The sequence below is a fragment of the Lysinibacillus sp. KU-BSD001 genome, assembly GCF_042920265.1.
Taxonomy (GTDB): domain Bacteria; phylum Bacillota; class Bacilli; order Bacillales_A; family Planococcaceae; genus Lysinibacillus_B.
The window spans coordinates 158,733-176,769 of sequence record NZ_JBDQZI010000006.1; the positions used below are offsets into that span (position 1 = coordinate 158,733).

At 37.6% G+C, this 18,037-nt stretch carries 17 protein-coding genes and 1 other annotated feature; of the genes, 8 read left to right on the top strand and 9 right to left on the bottom strand.

Annotated elements, in window-relative coordinates:
* Positions 1-241: 241 nt before the first annotated feature.
* Entirely contained in the window at positions 242-1,339 is a 1,098-nt protein-coding gene (serC, locus tag AAGS61_RS11170) for a 3-phosphoserine/phosphohydroxythreonine transaminase (protein WP_391371518.1), read from the top strand.
* 118 nt (positions 1,340-1,457) lie between these two features.
* Here serC and yhaM read toward each other — a convergent pair whose 3' ends face one another.
* Positions 1,458-2,393 (bottom strand): 3'-5' exoribonuclease YhaM, encoded by a 936-nt coding sequence (gene yhaM, locus AAGS61_RS11175; protein ID WP_391371521.1) that lies wholly within the window; start codon positions 2,391-2,393, stop codon positions 1,458-1,460.
* 268 nt (positions 2,394-2,661) lie between these two features.
* On the opposite strand from yhaM, the gene AAGS61_RS11180 reads away from it, so the two are divergent.
* Positions 2,662-2,847, top strand: a complete 186-nt coding sequence (locus AAGS61_RS11180) for a YhzD family protein (protein WP_391371523.1) — start codon at positions 2,662-2,664, stop codon at positions 2,845-2,847.
* Positions 2,848-3,061: 214 nt separating this feature from the next.
* Here AAGS61_RS11180 and AAGS61_RS11185 read toward each other — a convergent pair whose 3' ends face one another.
* Positions 3,062-3,844: an enoyl-CoA hydratase gene (locus AAGS61_RS11185; protein ID WP_391371525.1), complete on the bottom strand. Its 783-nt coding sequence runs from the start codon at positions 3,842-3,844 to the stop codon at positions 3,062-3,064.
* A gap of 698 nt (positions 3,845-4,542) precedes the next feature.
* Positions 4,543-4,789 (top strand) — a binding site (T-box leader).
* A gap of 60 nt (positions 4,790-4,849) precedes the next feature.
* On the opposite strand from AAGS61_RS11185, the gene serA reads away from it, so the two are divergent.
* Positions 4,850-6,472 carry a phosphoglycerate dehydrogenase gene (serA, locus tag AAGS61_RS11190; protein ID WP_391371528.1) on the top strand — a complete coding sequence of 541 codons (1,623 nt, stop codon included), beginning with the start codon at positions 4,850-4,852 and terminating at the stop codon, positions 6,470-6,472.
* 128 nt (positions 6,473-6,600) lie between these two features.
* Here the strand turns inward: serA and AAGS61_RS11195 are convergent, their stop codons facing one another.
* The 5 genes from AAGS61_RS11195 to AAGS61_RS11215 all read right to left on the bottom strand — a co-directional run bounded on the left by AAGS61_RS11195 (position 6,601) and on the right by AAGS61_RS11215 (position 11,525).
* On the bottom strand, positions 6,601-6,933 hold the full coding sequence (locus AAGS61_RS11195) for a hypothetical protein (protein ID WP_391371531.1): 333 nt from the start codon (positions 6,931-6,933) through the stop codon (positions 6,601-6,603).
* A gap of 155 nt (positions 6,934-7,088) precedes the next feature.
* Positions 7,089-7,877: an HAD family hydrolase gene (locus tag AAGS61_RS11200; protein WP_391371533.1), complete on the bottom strand. Its 789-nt coding sequence runs from the start codon at positions 7,875-7,877 to the stop codon at positions 7,089-7,091.
* A gap of 433 nt (positions 7,878-8,310) precedes the next feature.
* A complete protein-coding gene (locus AAGS61_RS11205; protein ID WP_391371536.1) occupies positions 8,311-8,553 on the bottom strand; it encodes a DUF3006 domain-containing protein in 243 nt (80 codons plus the stop codon).
* On the bottom strand, positions 8,540-9,727 hold the full coding sequence (locus tag AAGS61_RS11210; protein WP_391371539.1) for an MBL fold metallo-hydrolase: 1,188 nt from the start codon (positions 9,725-9,727) through the stop codon (positions 8,540-8,542). Before AAGS61_RS11210 ends, AAGS61_RS11205 begins: the two co-directional genes overlap by 14 nt.
* Positions 9,728-10,022: 295 nt before the next feature.
* Positions 10,023-11,525 carry a coproporphyrinogen III oxidase gene (locus tag AAGS61_RS11215; RefSeq protein WP_391371541.1) on the bottom strand — a complete coding sequence of 501 codons (1,503 nt, stop codon included), beginning with the start codon at positions 11,523-11,525 and terminating at the stop codon, positions 10,023-10,025.
* Between the two features lie 559 nt (positions 11,526-12,084).
* On the opposite strand from AAGS61_RS11215, the gene AAGS61_RS11220 reads away from it, so the two are divergent.
* Positions 12,085-12,459, top strand: coding sequence for a hypothetical protein (locus tag AAGS61_RS11220; protein ID WP_391371544.1), 375 nt, complete (start codon positions 12,085-12,087; stop codon positions 12,457-12,459).
* A gap of 35 nt (positions 12,460-12,494) precedes the next feature.
* Here the strand turns inward: AAGS61_RS11220 and AAGS61_RS11225 are convergent, their stop codons facing one another.
* Positions 12,495-12,836 (bottom strand): YlbF family regulator, encoded by a 342-nt coding sequence (locus tag AAGS61_RS11225; RefSeq protein WP_391371546.1) that lies wholly within the window; start codon positions 12,834-12,836, stop codon positions 12,495-12,497.
* 24 nt (positions 12,837-12,860) lie between these two features.
* Positions 12,861-14,006 carry a DUF445 domain-containing protein gene (locus AAGS61_RS11230; protein WP_391371549.1) on the bottom strand — a complete coding sequence of 382 codons (1,146 nt, stop codon included), beginning with the start codon at positions 14,004-14,006 and terminating at the stop codon, positions 12,861-12,863.
* A gap of 127 nt (positions 14,007-14,133) precedes the next feature.
* Here AAGS61_RS11230 and AAGS61_RS11235 point away from each other — a divergent pair, with 127 nt between their 5' ends.
* From AAGS61_RS11235 to AAGS61_RS11250, 4 genes are all read left to right on the top strand, one after another.
* On the top strand, positions 14,134-14,343 hold the full coding sequence (locus AAGS61_RS11235) for a YheE family protein (RefSeq protein ID WP_391371552.1): 210 nt from the start codon (positions 14,134-14,136) through the stop codon (positions 14,341-14,343).
* Positions 14,344-14,503: 160 nt separating this feature from the next.
* A complete protein-coding gene (locus AAGS61_RS11240) occupies positions 14,504-14,875 on the top strand; it encodes a MerR family transcriptional regulator (protein ID WP_391371555.1) in 372 nt (123 codons plus the stop codon).
* A gap of 37 nt (positions 14,876-14,912) precedes the next feature.
* Positions 14,913-16,238 (top strand): hemolysin family protein, encoded by a 1,326-nt coding sequence (locus AAGS61_RS11245; protein WP_391371557.1) that lies wholly within the window; start codon positions 14,913-14,915, stop codon positions 16,236-16,238.
* Between the two features lie 90 nt (positions 16,239-16,328).
* Complete coding sequence (locus AAGS61_RS11250; RefSeq protein ID WP_391371560.1) at positions 16,329-17,138, top strand: undecaprenyl-diphosphate phosphatase; 810 nt, start codon at positions 16,329-16,331, stop codon at positions 17,136-17,138.
* Positions 17,139-18,037 lie beyond the last annotated feature (899 nt).

An 18,037-nucleotide genomic window follows, 5' to 3' on the forward strand; every position in this document is an offset into this window, starting at 1 on the left:
TTTTATAATGATTGCACTACTTATTCGTTAATTATAACAATTAAGTGAACAATCGCATTTGTTTTTGTAAATAAATCGTAATATTTCACCCTAAAAACGAACATTAATAACTAAGCAAGCGCTATTAGTACGGTTTTTTCTTTATTTTTTGCTTTTCACACAAAATTATTATCAATTTTGCCATTTATTTTTGAAAACAGTATATTATAATGGAGAAATAAACTTTTAAGGAGTGTTCCACATGAATACAACGACTAAACGCGCTTACAATTTCAACGCTGGTCCATCTGCTTTACCACTAGAAGTATTAGAAGTTGCACAAAAAGAATTACTAGATTTCCAAAACACAGGTATGTCATTAATGGAGATGAGTCACCGCAGTGCGACATTCGAAGAAGTACATAACGGTGCAATCGAGCGTCTACGCAAAATTTATAACATCCCTGAAAACTATGAAGTGCTATTCTTACAAGGTGGTGCTAGCCTTCAATTCACAATGATTCCGATGAACTTCTTACAGCAAGATCAAACGGCTAGCTATGTATTAACAGGTTCTTGGTCTGAAAAAGCAGTGAAAGAAGCTAAATTATTTGGTAAACCAGTAGAAGCTGCTTCTACAAAAGAAAACAAATACAAAAACATCCCTACTGTAGAAGATATCAACTTTAACGCTGACGATGCTTATGTACACATTACATCAAACAACACAATTTACGGTACACAGTGGAAAGTATTCCCTGAGACTGGTAATGTACCTTTAGTAGCGGATATGTCTTCTGATATCCTTTCTAAACCAGTAGATGTTTCTAAGTTCGGTATCATCTATGCGGGCGCTCAGAAAAACTTAGGTCCATCTGGCGTAACAGTTGTGATTATCCGTAAAGACTTATTAGAAAAAGCGAATACGAATATTCCGACAATGTTAAAATACACAACACATGCGGATAACAACTCTTTATACAATACACCACCAACATTCGGCATTTATATGTTAGGCGAAGTATTAAAATGGGTTGAAAATCAAGGCGGCTTAGAAAAAATCGCACAAAACAACGAAGAAAAAGCGGCATTAATTTATGACGTAATCGACAACTCAAACGGCTTCTACTACGGTCATGCAGAAGAAGGCTCTCGTTCATTAATGAACATTACATTCCGTGTAGCTGACGAAGAATTAGAGAAAAAATTCTTAGCAGAAGCAAAAGCGGCTGGCTTTGTTGGCTTAAACGGTCACCGTTCTGTAGGTGGTTGCCGTGCGTCTACGTACAACGCTGTACCACGAGAAGCTTGCCAAGCGCTTGCTGACTTCATGGTAAAATTCCAACAAGATAATCAATAATGTATGTTAAACCTCAAAGGCAATGCCTTTGGGGTTTATTTTTTATGATGCTGCACGATGTATATTCTTTTCTTATGCAAAAAAATGACTGAGGGGTCTATCATGCCCCTCAGCCATTTTAAATAGTTGGCTTATAAAATGAGCGGTTATCTAGCGGGAATAGTCGCTCTGTAAATTCGCCTGGCTTCGTCTTTTCAAGTGCTCGTGTTAACATATTCATTTTTGCATCAATATTATCGATATAATGAATGATTTCCGCCTCTTGAATCATTGGCTTTTTCGGACTACCCCATTCTTCTTTTCCATGATGCGATAATACGATATGTTGCAATAGCATGACTTCTTCGCCTTCAATATTTAATTCCTTTGCCGTTTGACCGATTTCATCGACCATGATGGTAATATGCCCAAGCAGATTCCCTTCCACTGTATACGCTGTGCCAACAGGTCCTGTTAATTCAATCACCTTACCGATATCATGTAAAATGATGCCTGCATACATTAAATCGCGGTTTAACGTTGGGTATAAATCACAAATCGCTTGACTTAAACGAAGCATCGATACCACATGATCTAATAAACCTGATGCATAATCATGATGGTTTTTAGATGCTGCTGGGAAAATTAATAAACTCTCTTGATGCTTTTTCATGATATGGCGTGTGATACGTGAAATATTGGGGTTTTTAATTTCAAAGAAAAATTGCGTTAAGTCTTCAAACATCTGCTCTTTTGGAATCGCAGCTGTCGGCAATAAATCGCTAATTTGTATCCCTTCATCTGGACGTGCCACACGAATTTGTTTAATGCGTAGTTGGTTTTTCCCACGGTAATCATGGATTTCCCCACCTACTCGTACAATGGCTTGTGCACAGTACATTTGCTCATGCTCTTCATTTGTATCCCAAAGTTTCGCTTCTATGTCGCCACTGCGATCTTGTAAAATAAGCGACATAAACGGTTTCCCTACCGTTGTCACACCTTTTTTCGCTTCTTTAATTAATAAATATTGATCTACTTGCTCCCCTACTTGGAGTTTCGTAATCCCATTCACGAACAATCGCTCCTTTACTAACTGTCCTATTCTATCCCTTTTTATTGTATCACGCTTAGATCAGCATTTTCGATTGAAAAGGGTTATTTGCACAAATTTGAAATTTGCTCTGGTGGATTACAAGTAAAAAGGATTTAACATGATAATGCATATTCGTCATAGACATGTAATATTTTAGAAAATCTTAAAAGCTATGTAATCGGTTTCGTGAATTATCAAACTATTTCATGTATAATAGAGTTATATTTCATAATAAAGGGTGGTTAAAATGGAGAATTATCGCTTCACTGCATTCGAAAAAACTGGAGAAACATTGTTCGATGAAGTATGGAATTTTGATAGTGATGAAACGGCTAAAATCGAAGGACAAAAGAAAATCGAAGAAAAAGGTGTTGCTGAAAAAACACACCGCCTAGTAAATACAACTGGAAAATTAATTTTGTTCCATGTGTAAAGCTATAAATGCAATCTGTTAATGCGTGGTAAAACGTACTAAAAGGCAAAATATTTAACACAAAATGCGATTACACATAGGTGGACATCCATGAAACTTATACTTTCCTATCTGCCAAAAAAGGGCATCTCCCATACATGAGAGATGCCCTTATACTATTTATAAAAGCTTTCAAGACAGTACGTCGTTTTTACGTTTCACAAAAATAAAGTCGTTACTTCCCGGTAAATTCCGGTGTACGTTTTTCGACAAATGCCTGAATACCTTCAAGATGATCTTTTGTTTGGCGCATCGCTGTTTGCCCCTTTGTTTCTCCTGCTAAAATGGCTTCAAGTTCTGGCAATTTAGTATCGTGTAAAATCTTCTTCGTTTCAATCATCGCAGCAATTGGTGATGCGAGTAATTTACCTACAATTTGATCCACCGTCGCAGCTGCCGTTCCTGGTGGTACATTGTAATCAATTAACCCAAGTGCTAATGCTTCTTGGCCGTTTAACACTTTACCTTCCCAAATCATTTGCTTCGCCTTCGGTGTACCGACGCGCTCTTTCATAAAGAAGTGCCCGCCTCCATCTGGTATTAATCCAATACCAATAAAGTTCATTGCTAACTTACTCGATTCCTCAGCAACAACAATATCACTGCCTAAAGCTATACTAAAGCCAAGCCCCGCTGAAGCACCATGGATTTGTGCAATGGTAATCATCGGCAATGTATAGTATGCACGTACTAGTCGCGAAACGTCGTCCATAATTCCACCAAAATCAGCGAAATCTGTGGAAGAGACCATCATTTTTACATCACCGCCCGCTGAAAATACTTTGCCTTCGCCTTTAATGACAAGTACTTGTACGCCCTTTTCATTATGTAGCGCTTCAAAGCAATCCGCTAGCTCACGCATCATTCTCGAATCCATCGCATTCATCGCATTCGGACGATTTAATGTTAGTACTGCTTTACGCTCTAAAATTTCTAATTTAATTGTTTCATAATCCATCTTTAACACCCCTTTTTTAAAAATGAACTTTCATTCATTAAATTCGACATTTGCTCGAAAAAACCTTTATTTACTTAAATATTTTCCAACCTGTAATCCTTTAAATTTGTTTGCAAACCTTTTAACGTTTTACACATTACAATCGTAAGACGGGCTACCATTAACTATCTTTAGTACCAAGACGTCGCTGTTCTTGTGAATCAACTAAAAACATTCCCCACAATGACCAAATTCCTTGCCCTCATCCAGTTCATAGGTTCTTAATCAACCTTCTTCGCTTCAATGAACTCACACGTTGTAGGAAGTCTCGCTAATCCCGCTCCATTCACAATCACGTCGTATTTGATACAAACAGCGCCCTTTGTATTTTGTTCATTGTTACATTCAGGCTCTATTAATATTTCCCCTTCTAATCTTGTCAAAACTGTGTCAAAATAAAAATGTTCGTCTTACTATTAAACGATCAACAAAAATGTATTTTTAAATTTTCTGCTAATTCAATGGTATCAATGTTTTCATATATCGATAACGCTTACATGAAAACACACCAAACACGAACATTAATGGACTTTATAATGATTTTCATTCGTATTTTGTTCATATTTAGACATTATCCAATACTTTTTCTTTATTTTTTTTCGAAAAATTGTTGACAAAAGTGAACAATCGGGATTATGATGTTTACAAAATTAATCACGCAAAATATTAGGACGGAGACACGCTCATCGTAATTCTTTCTTTAGAGAGCTGATGGTTGGTGCAAATCAGTGTAAGGTTCGAATCGAGTTCAACTCCCGAATAGATAGGCGGAAATTGAGTATGCCTATACGTCACATGCACGTTACGCATTTGGTAAAGGTTGTATATAACATTTTTTAATGTTCCTTACAACGAAAAAGGGTGGTACCGCGTAAGCTTGTTTATTAACAGCCTTTCGCCCCTTACACAATGTTGTAAGGGACGAAAGGCTTTTTATTTTACATTTTAAGGGAGCGAAACATTCAAATGGCAACAGAAACGATTGAAAAAGCAACAAAAACAATTAACGTATTTATCGCAGATCCACTTAGTGAAGATGGTATCCAACCACTTCGCCAAGAAACAGGTTTAGACTTAAACATCATTATTGATACTGGTTTAGCACCAGAGCAATTAAAAGCTAAAATTGCTGATGTACATGTGTTATTAGTACGTTCTCAAACAACTGTAACACGTGAAATTATCGAAGCTGCTAAAAACTTAAAATTAATCGGACGTGCTGGTGTAGGTGTAGATAACATCGACCTGACTGCTGCAACTGAACACGGTATTATCGTTGTTAACGCGCCAGATGGGAACACAAACTCAGCTGCTGAGCATACAATTGCAATGATGACATCTTTAGCACGTCACATTCCACAAGCATTCAACACACTAAAAAACGGAAAATGGGATCGTAAATCTTACGTAGGTGTGGAACTTAAAAACAAAACTTTAGGCGTTGTTGGCTTTGGTCGTATCGGTGTTGAAGTAGCATACCGCGCAAAGGGCTCTCGTATGAACGTAATGGCTTATGACCCATTCTTATCTGAAGAGCGCGCACAAGAGCTAGGTGTAACAAAAGCAACTGTTGAAGAAATTTGCCAAGCTGCTGACTTCATTACAGTACACACACCACTATTACCAGAAACACGTAACTTAATTAACAAAGAAAAATTCGCGATGATGAAAGACGGCGTACGCATTATCAACTGTGCACGTGGTGGTATCATTAACGAGGACGATTTATACGATGCAATCGTAGAAGGTAAAGTAGCAGGTGCTGCACTTGACGTATTCGTGGAAGAGCCAGCAACTGATCACAAATTACTTACTTTACCACAAGTAATCGCAACACCTCACTTAGGTGCATCTACTATCGAAGCACAAGAGTCTGTAGCGGTTGACGTATCTAACGACATTATCAAGTTCTTTAAAACGGGTACGGTTACAAACCCAGTAAACATGCCTTCTATTCCAAAAGAAAAGCTTGCTGAAGTTGAACCATTCTTCGCATTAGCTGAAAAACTTGGTAAATTCCTAATCCAAGTATCTGAAGGTACTGTAAAAGAATTAAACATCTCTTATGCTGGCGAAGTAGCAAACTACGATGTTCGCCCATTAACAGCAAACGCTATTAAAGGGTTATTATCAACAAACCACGGTACACATGTAAACGATGTAAATGCTCGTTACCTTGCTGAACGTGTTGGCATCAAAATTAACGAACATAAAACAACAACTGCTAAAGGTTTCACAAACTTAGTAACAGTTGAAGTCAAAACAGAAAAAGAAACACACTCTGTAGCAGGTACTTTACTAAACGGCTTAGGTGCTCGTATCGTAAAAGTAGAAGGCTTTGTAGTAGACGTAGTACCAACTGGTAACTTCTTATACATCAAAAATACTGACAAACCAGGGGCAATTGGCCGCGTAGCTACGAAATTAGCTGAGAGCCAAGTGAACATCGCAACGATGCAAGTAGGTCGTGACGAGGTTGGCGGTTCTGCAGTTATGATGCTTGGTATTGACAACGCTGTAACACCACAAGATTTAGCAGCAGTTGCTACACTTGAAAACATCGATGAAGTAAAAGCAATTACACTTTAATCAATAGAAAAGAGACGTTCTAGAATGAATTCTAGAACGTCTCTTTACACCAATTATAAGCAGTAAGGGATGTTTGGAAAGCTTAGCTTTTCAAACATCCCTTTTGATATTGAACTATATTGACGTTATTATTGTAATTGTTTTAAGTGCACAAACGATAAGTATTCAGTTTGTTCAGCTGCTGCAAAAATATGTACTTGATCTGCTATACCCCAGCCTAAAATAGCAAGCATAGCAACTGAACCAATCGCAATGAGGCTCGATAGCAATTGATGTTGCTTTTTCATTTGTGCATTTGATTGCTTTGCTGTTTTCGAACGCACCATCTGGCAAAAGCGTTCTTTATTTTGCGCAAATACATATGCACATGTTACACAAAGTTGTGCTACATGTCCTTCCATTCGGAACGTCTCCATCTCTAAATTTATACGACCACAATTTTCACATGTACACGTCTTCATACGCAAAATCCTTTCAATACTATTGTCTACTTGTAGTTTAACAAAAATAATTAGATAATTCATTTATTTCAGAAAAAAAGTGACGAAACGGTGAAAAAGCATCCGTGCTATGGACACGAATGCTTTTTACATGGAATATTATTTACGTATTTATTTTAAAGCTTTTGTACAAGCTCTAACAACTCTGTTAACGACGTTACTTCATATGTTGGTGTTACATCTGGATTTTGCGGTTTGTTTTCACGGTTAATCCATACGTTACGCATCCCAACACGTGATGAGCCTAAAATATCTGTCATTAAGTTGTCACCAACCATAATGCCATCCTCTGCTGTCACGCCTGCTTTTTCCATCACATACTCGAAAATCGATGCATCTGGCTTGCCTTTCCCAAAGTCACCTGAAATAATGATATGGTCAAAATAAGGGGCAATTTCTGGCGTAATTTCAAGCTTTAAGTTTTGTAAGCTTGGTGCACCATTCGTTAATAATACTAACTGGTATTTGCCTTTTAACTCGTCTAATACCGCAAATGTATCCTCGTATAGGAATGGCGCTTTTTTACGTTCTTCCACAAAGCGCTCCCCTAATTCTTTACCAAACTCCACATCGTCAATGCCTAATGCCTTTAAGCCATTTGTCCATGCATCTGCACGGTAGCCTGGCACAAGGCCCTTCATCGTTTGGAAAGAATCTGTCGGGTCATCAAATGTTCCCCATAAGCCTTCAAACGGGTTAATCCCAATCATCACTGTATAATCGTATGTTTCATACGCTTCATATAACTCACGAGCAGCCGCACGAACTGCCTCTTCTAATTTTTCACACGCTACTTCATATTTTGTCGCCGCATATTCACACGTTTTTTCAAACGCTGTTTTTACTGATTTTTGGTCCCATAAAAGTGTATCATCTAGATCAAAAATGATTGTTTTAATTGTCATTCTTTTCGCTCCTAAATCAAAATATGTACGTTTTTATTTTAGCATATTATGTGTTCTCTAATGCCACTCTTTATGACAAGTTCTCGTACTTTTCTAAAAAGTTTTAGTAGCTATTTTTTTTGATAACAACATGCTTGTAAATTTATTGTTAACGAATGTATTGGAATACATTGATTGCCGCAAGCACGGCTTCAACTAGTTTATTTCGGCTAGTGCTTTTCCTGCTGAAGTCGAGTCGCCTCCTCTCCAATCAACGAGCAAGCCCCTTTTATCAACCATTCCACTGAAAATCATAATGATTATCTACCAATATTTTTATAATCAATACTTCGAGGCTGACCATTAATTATGAAATAAAGAATAAATTCAACTGATTTATTTCAAAAGTACAGTAACTAAAATAGGCTCAGAAGCGCGCTTCTGAGCCTATTTCCTACTTTTTCTTTAACTTTTCCATTAATGCTTTTATCCGATTTTCTGCTTGCTGTTTTTCTTCATGGAGTACGTAAAAATGATAGCCTTCGCCTGTATCTGTAATTTCCACAATAGCTCCTTGTTCTAGCTCCACATCTATATCAAAGCGATGAATGAGCAATTGTTCTACCTCATCTGGGCGCTTAAGAAAAATCGCATAGTCCCCTTCAAAACGATCCAGTGTATACTTATTCAAACTCACTAACAACGTCTCCTTTCGCATTCATTAGCTTCGCCGCATCGCCAGAATTTAGCCAAATCTGTTTATTTGTCCACTTCAGTACTGTACTCGATTCTTTTGCATCGGGTCCACTAGATACGGTAATCGTTTTACTCGGTGGCAACGTAATATTCGGGAAGGTAAATAGTTGATTACCTTCGACGGATAGTAATTGCCAACCATTTAGATTTACTGCTTCGCTGCCGTTATTTTTTATTTTAACTAACTCTGCTTCTACATCTTTACTAATGATTTCCACTTTACCTGTCGATTGTACCGGTACAGCACTTGTTGACCCAACGCCCATCCATTCAGGTGTATTTGCTGAATAGACTTTGCCGTCTGTTGTCACAACTATATGTCCCCCTTCTGCTGTACTATAAATTTGACTATGTACTGTTTGCAGGCTTTCAATAACTTCAATATGAGGATGACCATATTTATTATCTTGCCCGTAACTTAAAATCGTCGCTTCTGGCTGTACTGCTTGAATAAAGGCGAGCGAACTACTCGTATTGGAACCGTGGTGGCCTGCTTTTAAAATGGTTGCCTGTACATTTTGTGTAGCCATCATCTCTTTTTCCATCTCAACGCCTGCATCCCCTGTTAATAAAAATGATACTTCTCCATATGTCACCTTTAACACAATGGATGCTTCGTTATTATCTGCAGCATGTTCATCCGCGCTGACTACGATAATATCAAGTTCCTCATCTAAATTTACTGTTTCTCCTGTTTTCGGTACGGTATACGGAATCCCTTTATCACCAACGAGTGTAATCATTTGCTCATATGTTTGAGACGTATGTACTTTTCCGGAATCAATAAAGTTTTTAACGGAGATGGAGTTCAATACCGAAATAAGTCCGCCAATATGATCTGCATCAGGATGTGTCGCCACAACATAATCCAACTGCTTCACGCCTTGCGCCCGTAAATAAGCAACAATATTATTCCCTTCTCCTTTTACCCCACCATCAATTAGCATCGTTTTTCCGTTCGGTGATTGAATAAAAATTGAATCCCCTTGCCCCACATTTATAAAATGGACACGCATCTCTTTACCAGTTGGCACAGTGACCGTTTCAGTAGGTTGTACCGCTTCTGTGCAACCAACTAAAAAGAGCATCATTAATATGATTAATAATTTTTTCATCTTCAAAAATCCTTTTCTTTTTATGGCTCTTCACCAAAACGTAAACGTGTACTTGACCGCACATTCCGTTACGGGCGGACGCTTTCCGCGGGCGAGGTCGAGCCTCCTCGTCGCTCATTCTTCACTCCTGCGGGGTCTCGACTTTCTCGCTTTTCCCGCTGGAGTCACCGCCCTTCACTCCATGTGCTTTTAAAATTCTACATTTTTTAATCAAGAACATATTTTGGTATTAAACCTTTCTTTTTATTGTACAAAAATAAAAGAGAAATAGCATACACTATCCCCCTTTCAAAACTTAACGATATAACTCATTTAAAATATTGATTTTCTTTTGAATGGCTTCTTCAAATGTCATGATATAGGCAGCAGGGTCTTTTGGATTGTGGAATTGCGTAATTTTGCCCGTTTCTGGGTGCACAAATTTCGAGGAAGCGCCACAGCCAATCCCTAAAATCGTTTGTACTTCTTCCATAATCACGATATTGTAAATGGACTCCTCACCCGGTTTACAGTATCCGACATTTTCTAGATTACCTAAAATATTTTTTTGACGGTATAAATAGTACGGTACGTAACCATTCTCTTTCGTCCAATCGCTTGCCATTTGCATCATGTGTGAAACGGTATCACGGTCGGCTACTTTATATTTATCTTTATTGCGCGTCATTTCTGAGGCACGCTTAAAGCTCAGCGTGTGCACTGTTAAGCTTTCGGGCTGCATCTTGGCTGATTCCTCTAACGAATGCTGGAATTCTTCAATTCCTTCATTTGGTAAGCCGATAATTAAGTCCATGTTAATATTATTCATGCCCATATTGCGCGATAGCCAAAACTTATCAATCGTTTCTTGTACCGTATGATGACGACCAATTGCTTTTAATGTTTCTTGCGTGTACGATTGCGGATTGACAGAAATACGATCGATGCCCCATTTTTTTAGCACTTCAATTTTTTCAGGTGTAATCGTATCTGGACGACCTGCCTCTACTGTAATCTCACGAATAGAATCTGTGTTTGGGAACGATTCGAACATCGTTTGATATAATGCATCCATTTCATGTGCTTCAATCGAAGTAGGCGTTCCTCCGCCCCAGTAAATCGATGTAATGCGCATATTTTTTTCTGTTAACCATTTCCCCATTTCACGCAACTCAATATGAAGTCCATCTATAAACTTCTCCACACGCCCTGCTTTTCGATTACTTTGGATTGCATAGGCTGGGAATGTACAATAGGCACACATCGTTGGACAAAATGGCACACCGATATAAATGGAAATTTCACGCCCGAGCTCGTCTAAATCTGGGATGACTTGTAATTGGCACGCAACAATTTCTTTTAATAAACTAATCTTCGCATCAGATAGACGGAAATCAGCTTTGAGCTTTGCAAAAATTTGTTCTTCCGTTAAGCCTTCTTTGCGGAATTTATGATAAAGTTTTGTCGGGCGTACCCCTGTTAAAATCCCCCACTGCTGTGTCATCCCCGTGTATTGCTCTAATACATCTAACATGACATGAGATAGCGCACGCTTCATCCGAATGCTTTGCTCTTTTTCCGTTCCTTCCGTTGTATAACCAATTGCATACGTACTGTTATATTCCTGCCCATCTACTACAAGTGTAGCAGCAGTTGTAATTGTGTAGCTATCATCTATTGCATGCTCAAATGAAATGGACATATCGGATCCGTCTTGTGTAAATTGAATGACCGAGTCCTCATAAAATAAATTTGCAATATGATTTAATACACGGTTCCAGTCTTCTTTAAATTGTTCGTTAATGTGTATCGTTTTCATCTTTATTCTCTACCTTCACTAAATTCATCTATATTCAATAATTCATTGCCTTTCAAAACATCTTTTCTATTGTATCAAAAAAATGCTCAAATCATAGCGATGAATACTCGTGAAAAAATTTACAATTACTTCAAATCCATTTTATGATGTATTAATAGTAGAGGTATATAGTATGAGGTATATAAGTTCACTTTAATGTTCAAGTGTAACGATTGACTTTAAAAATCAACCTACACCTTGCGAGCTGTTGTTCGGATACAACGGCTTTTTGCTCGGATACGGTAGCTTTTTGACCGTTTCCCCTGGGCTTTTGCTCGGATACGGCAAGGTTTTGCTCATACCAGGTAGTTTTAATCAAATACATTGATTTTCACTATAGCTGACTTAGCTCCTATCAACGAGCAAGGGCCTTTTATCAACCATTACACTAAAAAATCACGCGTATCATCTGCTAATTTTTTATTATCAATACATCTCATATAACAGATATTTGTTATTATATTTTTTCGCTATATAGAGTATAATTTATTTAAATATTCTGAAAATGGAGGTTTTTATAATGACATTAACGATACAAAAAGTGCCTTTTACAGAGATTTTAAAGCATATTGACTTGAGATTTTTTGAATTTAATATGAATCGTTGTGATGAACGTACGCTCTATGTATCAATTTCTATTTCTTCCAAGCAAGGCAATGCAATTTGCGACTTAATTTATTTAATTGATAAAAATGATTTATATGGGGCCATTTCGTTAAATGAAAAATATGATACTGTACGAAATTTCTTTAAAACGCATTTTAACTACGACCTTTTATATTCAGACGAACAAATCATCGCGAAAATGATTTGTCAAACAAAGGAATTCAAACACTGCCTTGAACGATTCGCGAAACTTTATCCAAAACATGTACAATCGAAGTTTTTCCATTAAAAAAGGACCACATACATTGTGATCCTTGACAATACTTAAAGTCCTTCATAAAGGGATTGAATTGGTTCAACTAACATACGGTTGACTTCTTCAATCATTGTACTCATCGCCATTTCTGCTTCAAGCATTGCTAAAATTTTCATATTTTGCTGTGCAAGCTGTGCTGCTTTTTGTAAGTAGACATATTCATCTTCTAGAAGCTCTTCGCCAGCCATTTGTTTTTGCTGTAGCTTTTTTTGAATATCACGGAAGTTTGTAAATAATGTACGAGCTTCATCATCTTTTTTCACTTCTTGCACTGTCTCTTGTAACGCCTTAAATTCCTTTGTATCACGGAACACCGCTTCTAACTTTGCAATCTCATTATAAATTGTCATGTAATATGCCTACTCTCTTTTAATTTAGTTCGTTACAAACACGATAACGGCTTGCACAACTCCCACTATACCGCCGATTATACCACCAAGCCATGTAATCATTCGAAGCTCACGGCTAATAATACCTAAGACAAGTTCTTCTAGCTTCGCAATCGGGAACGAGTCTACTTGCTCACGCACGACTTCAGCTAAATTTAAACGTTTTAATACGTCTTCTATTTTGCTTTCTGCTTCCTTGAATACTTTATTCATTAAAGCCGGCAATAATTCATCTTTTGCCCAGTCATTTCCTTGTGGCCAATAGTCTTGTATCGTTTTATTTAATCGATCATCGATTGCCAACTCGTGTTTCGCATAGCTTTGAATATTTGCCACAATCGTATCGAAGTTGATATCATGCATAAAATCCATTGCCGGTCGATCTTTTATTTTTTCCCACTCTGCTGTGAAAATTCGATTTAGCAGTGCGCTTGTCCCTGGTGCTTGCAAAAACTTCACAAGCTCTCGTTGCACCTTTTCTACAAGTGATGCTGAATCGCCAACGAACATTTGAATCATACCACCAATTGACCCTTTTGACGATAAAAAGTCATCCAGCATATTTTTTATCGTCAACGACCCCTCTGGCGATAAAAAATAATCTTCCCCTTTTTTCAAAATCTGCTCGACTGCTTCAGGAACTTTTTGATCCACTACTGCTTCTAAATCCTTCGGCAATAACTCTCGAATTTTTTTCGTTGATAATGTATGCTTCATATTTTCAAACTGGTTGAAAATAATGACATCGATTTTTCCTTCAACTGTTTTTGGTAAATGACTGAACCCCGCTACCTTAAGCCAATCCTTTAACGTTTTCTCGTTTAAAAAGATTTCCTGCTCTACTTTTGATTGCGCAAACTGTAAGACGCTATTTCGCACATCGTCAGATAAGAATTTCTTTTTAATTGTATCGGGCGTCAATAAATAATCCGATACCGTTTTACCTAATTGCACCGCAAGCACATCACGGCGTTTTGGGATTAAACCGGGTGTCAACGGTAGACGCCACTTCATAAAATAAATCGGCTTGTACGGGCGGAATAACATTTTAATGGCCATATAGTTCGTTGCTGCACCAACAAGCGCACCAACACCTGCTAAAAATAATATTAGGACGAATAAATTATCCATTGTACCCTCTCATTTCTTTTCCTTTTTCTCATTTACTCATTATACCACTATTATGGAAATGATAGACTCTTTGATGATTGCATTTCACATGCTCTATCAAGTACGATTACAGAAAGGGGGAAGATTCATGATTCAGCATTTTAATTTTAAACCTTTGTACGAAAATGCACAGCTTCCAGGATGGGCACTCACATTTTTCTATAAACAACAGCGTTACAGTGCAGAATATAAAAAAGATGGTGGCATTACATTCATTGGAGAAGCACCATCACCAAATGATTTAGCAAACGTGGAAAAAATGATTCACGAGTTAATGCTATTTCATGTATACGATTAATATCTCTACATACTTAAATGCGAGCTAAGAAAATACTTAGCTCGTATTTTTTATGTAAAACAAATGATTCGACAAATTCATTTTAACACGTTATACTTTAAACTATAACGTTACGGTTTGGAGGTGATAGTTTGGGAACGAGAAATTAAAAATTGGTGAGTTGGCTGCACAAACTGGCGTAACAAAGCGAACAATCGATTATTATACGAATCTTGGCTTATTACAAGTCGAGCGTTCCGCATCGAATTATCGCTATTACGACCGTGCAATGGTTGAACGGATTCATTGGATTGAGGAACAGAAGAAATCAGGGAAATGCCTTGATGAAATTCGTACACTGTTAACGATTGATGCGCCAATTGAAGAAGAGATTGATATTCAAGAAATTCGCCTACAGATGCGAAAACTTGAACATGATGTGGCGAAATTAATGGAGCAGATGGACGAAACAGAAAAACAAAAATTACGCAAAAAAGTGTCACCAGAAAGTGTGGCACTCATGCAATCACTATTATTAATTTTAAACAACTAGGAGGTGAACGTTCTACTTTAGTGAGTAGAACGACTAATTGTCCACGGCAATTAATTTAACAATCTTTGCGATTTTAATCGCTTTAACAGCATTCTTCGTAGCGACTGAGTTCGCTATCGTAAAGGTACGTCAATCGCGTATCGATCAGCTTGTAGCAGAAGGTAAGGCAGGCTCTATTGCGGCTAAACAAGTAACGACTCATTTAGATGAATATTTATCTGCCTGTCAGCTTGGTATTACAGTAACAGCGCTCGGTATTGGTATGGTCGGTGAATCAACATTTGAGTTTATTTTACACCCATTGTTCGAAACAATCGGTATTCCAACAGATTATATTCACTGGTTTACCATCGCAGCTGCATTTGCCATCGCCACATTTTTACACGTAGTTGTTGGTGAATTAGCACCAAAAACAATTGCTATTCAAAAAGCAGAAGCGGTCACACTTGCATTTGCAAAACCAATCAAATTTTTCTATAAAGTGATGTATCCATTTATTTGGTTATTAAATGGATCCGCTCGTTTATTACTAAAATTAGTTGGCATGAAGCCAGCAAGTGAACATGAGCTTTCCCATACAGAGGAAGAATTACGCTTACTATTATCTGAGAGTTATAAATCAGGTGAAATTAACGTCAATGAATTAAAATACGTTAATAATGTGTTTGAATTTGACGATAAAATCGCACGAGAAATTATGGTACCACGTACAGATATCGTTGGTTTCGAAGTAAATGCGACATTTGAAGAAGTATTAACCCAAATATCTGAAGAACGTTATACACGTTACCCTGTTTTCGAAGGAGACCGTGATACGATTTTAGGGTTTCTGAATATTAAAGATTTCTTAACTTTAGGGATGAAAAATCGTATTCAACCGGACACATTTAAACTATCAGCATTTATCAACCCAGTCATACGTACAATTGAAACAACGCCTATTCACGACTTGCTACAAAAAATGCAAAAAGAACGTACACATATTGCGATTTTACTAGACGAGTACGGCGGTACAAGTGGGATGGTAACCGTTGAAGATATTTTAGAAGAACTTGTTGGAGAAATTCGTGACGAGTTCGATGATGATGAAATTCCTGAAGTTCGTCGTGTTGGCGAAGGTCATTATTTAATCCACTCGAAAGTACTGCTCGATGATGTAGCAAAACTGTTATATATTGAATTAGAGCAACCAGAAATTGATACAATTGGTGGTTGGTACTTTACAAATGACATGGATTTAGACACATCAAAGTCCATTTACTATGAAGGCTACCAGTTCTCTATCAAAGAAAAAGAAGGTCACCAAATTCACTATCTTGAAGTGAAAAAAGGCGAGGCACCTGAAGAGCTAGTAACAGATTAATAAACAAGCACCACTTGCCTCAAGCTAGAGTGGATGCATAAAGAGGCGGGCAAAATTGCTCGCCTTTTCATTTTATCAAAGGAGGTTCATATGGAAGATTTGATTTTACTCATTAAGCATTTGATTATTGGGCTTGTACAAGGTGTTACAGAGCCCATTCCCGTATCTTCGAGCGGACATGTTATGATTGCCTCTGAAATTTTAGGCCTTGGGGAACAAGGCTTTACGTTCGCTATTTTAACAAATACCGCCTCTCTACTTGCTGTACTGTTTATGTACAGAGAAGATGTGATGCGTTTAGCTACGAATTCATTGCGCTATATACGCACTAAAAACCGGAAGTATGCGGCAGATTTTAGATTTGTGATTTTAATCATCATCGGTTCCATTCCTGCTGGTGTTCTCGGTGTGCTTTTAAGTGATGTCATCGCTGAGAATGTAAGCATGACTATTATTGCAATCATGCTATTTGTAACAGGAACTGCCTTATGGATAATTCGCAATATGCGTGGTAAAAAGGGCGATGCCGATTTGACAGCAAAAGATGCTTTTCTAGTTGGTCTTGGGCAAGCAGTTGCTTTGACTCCAGGGATTAGTCGCTCAGGGGCAACGATTATTTCAGCCATTGCTGTTGGCATGAAGCAAGATACAGCACTCCGCTTTTCGTTTATGCTGTACATCCCTGTTAGCCTTGGTGGTGTAGTACTTGGTTTCTCAGACTTTATTCATGAGCCAAATAAAGCAGCGCTTGCTTTACCGTATACAGTCACATTTATCGCCACACTGTTTATGACATACTTTGCACTGAAATGGTTTATGGGCATTATGAAACACGGTAAACTTATCTACTTTACTTACTATTGCTTTATCGTCGGTACACTTCTATTAATCTTTTACTAAGAAAAAGACTTCGCTCATGAGTGAAGTCTTTTTGTTTTTATATAACGTCGACCAAAGACGATGTAAAAGTACGTAGAAGCGATTAAATATAAGCACCCTGTAATCGAAAATGCAGAGGCATATCCCTAGCAAGCGCCTTTTCAACCTACACTAAGTTTTTTGACGATTAGAAAAACACAACGCGCGTCAAAATAACGCGAGTTGATGTCTTTTATTATGTGGATTTTCTTTATTCCACACAAAAAACACCTACCCTTTTAGAATAAGTGCCTAAAGAGTACAGGTAGCCCTTACCTGTACTCCTCTATTATGCGCGCTTTTAAGCAAATAACAAAAGAAATGTTATCAGGTTCGGTTGGTGATATTGAACTGCTGGCGATTGTAAATTCATGTTCATCATGATCCGTTCTCTCTATTTCCTTTAAATTATTTAGCGTGCCTTAACTTTAGCATACAGAAAATTAAATTGTAAATTTTTTTATAAAATACCAGATGTGTTGATTATACAAATACTAGTAGATCATAAGCGTGCTTTTTAATGAAATGATTAATAAAAAGGCGCTTGCTCGTTGATTGTAGCGGAGGCGACTCGACTCCTGCAGGAGAAAGATCAAAGGCTAAAGTCGCCACGTCACGAGCGCAACGCCTTTGTGAGCAACATCATGTTGCCCCGAGTTGAAAATCCATTTATTTCGGCATTAGCCGAAATAAATTAGTTGAAGCCGTGCCTGCGGAAAGCGAGTCAGCCGTAGCGGAAATCAACGTATTTCAATGTTCTCTTTAACAATAAGAGGTAAATCAACACGCGTGATAAAATACATGATTATAAAAATTCCCCGAAAAACATAAGCGTTATTTGCACTCGATATAAAGACAAGATTTGTTTTTTTCTTTGAAAT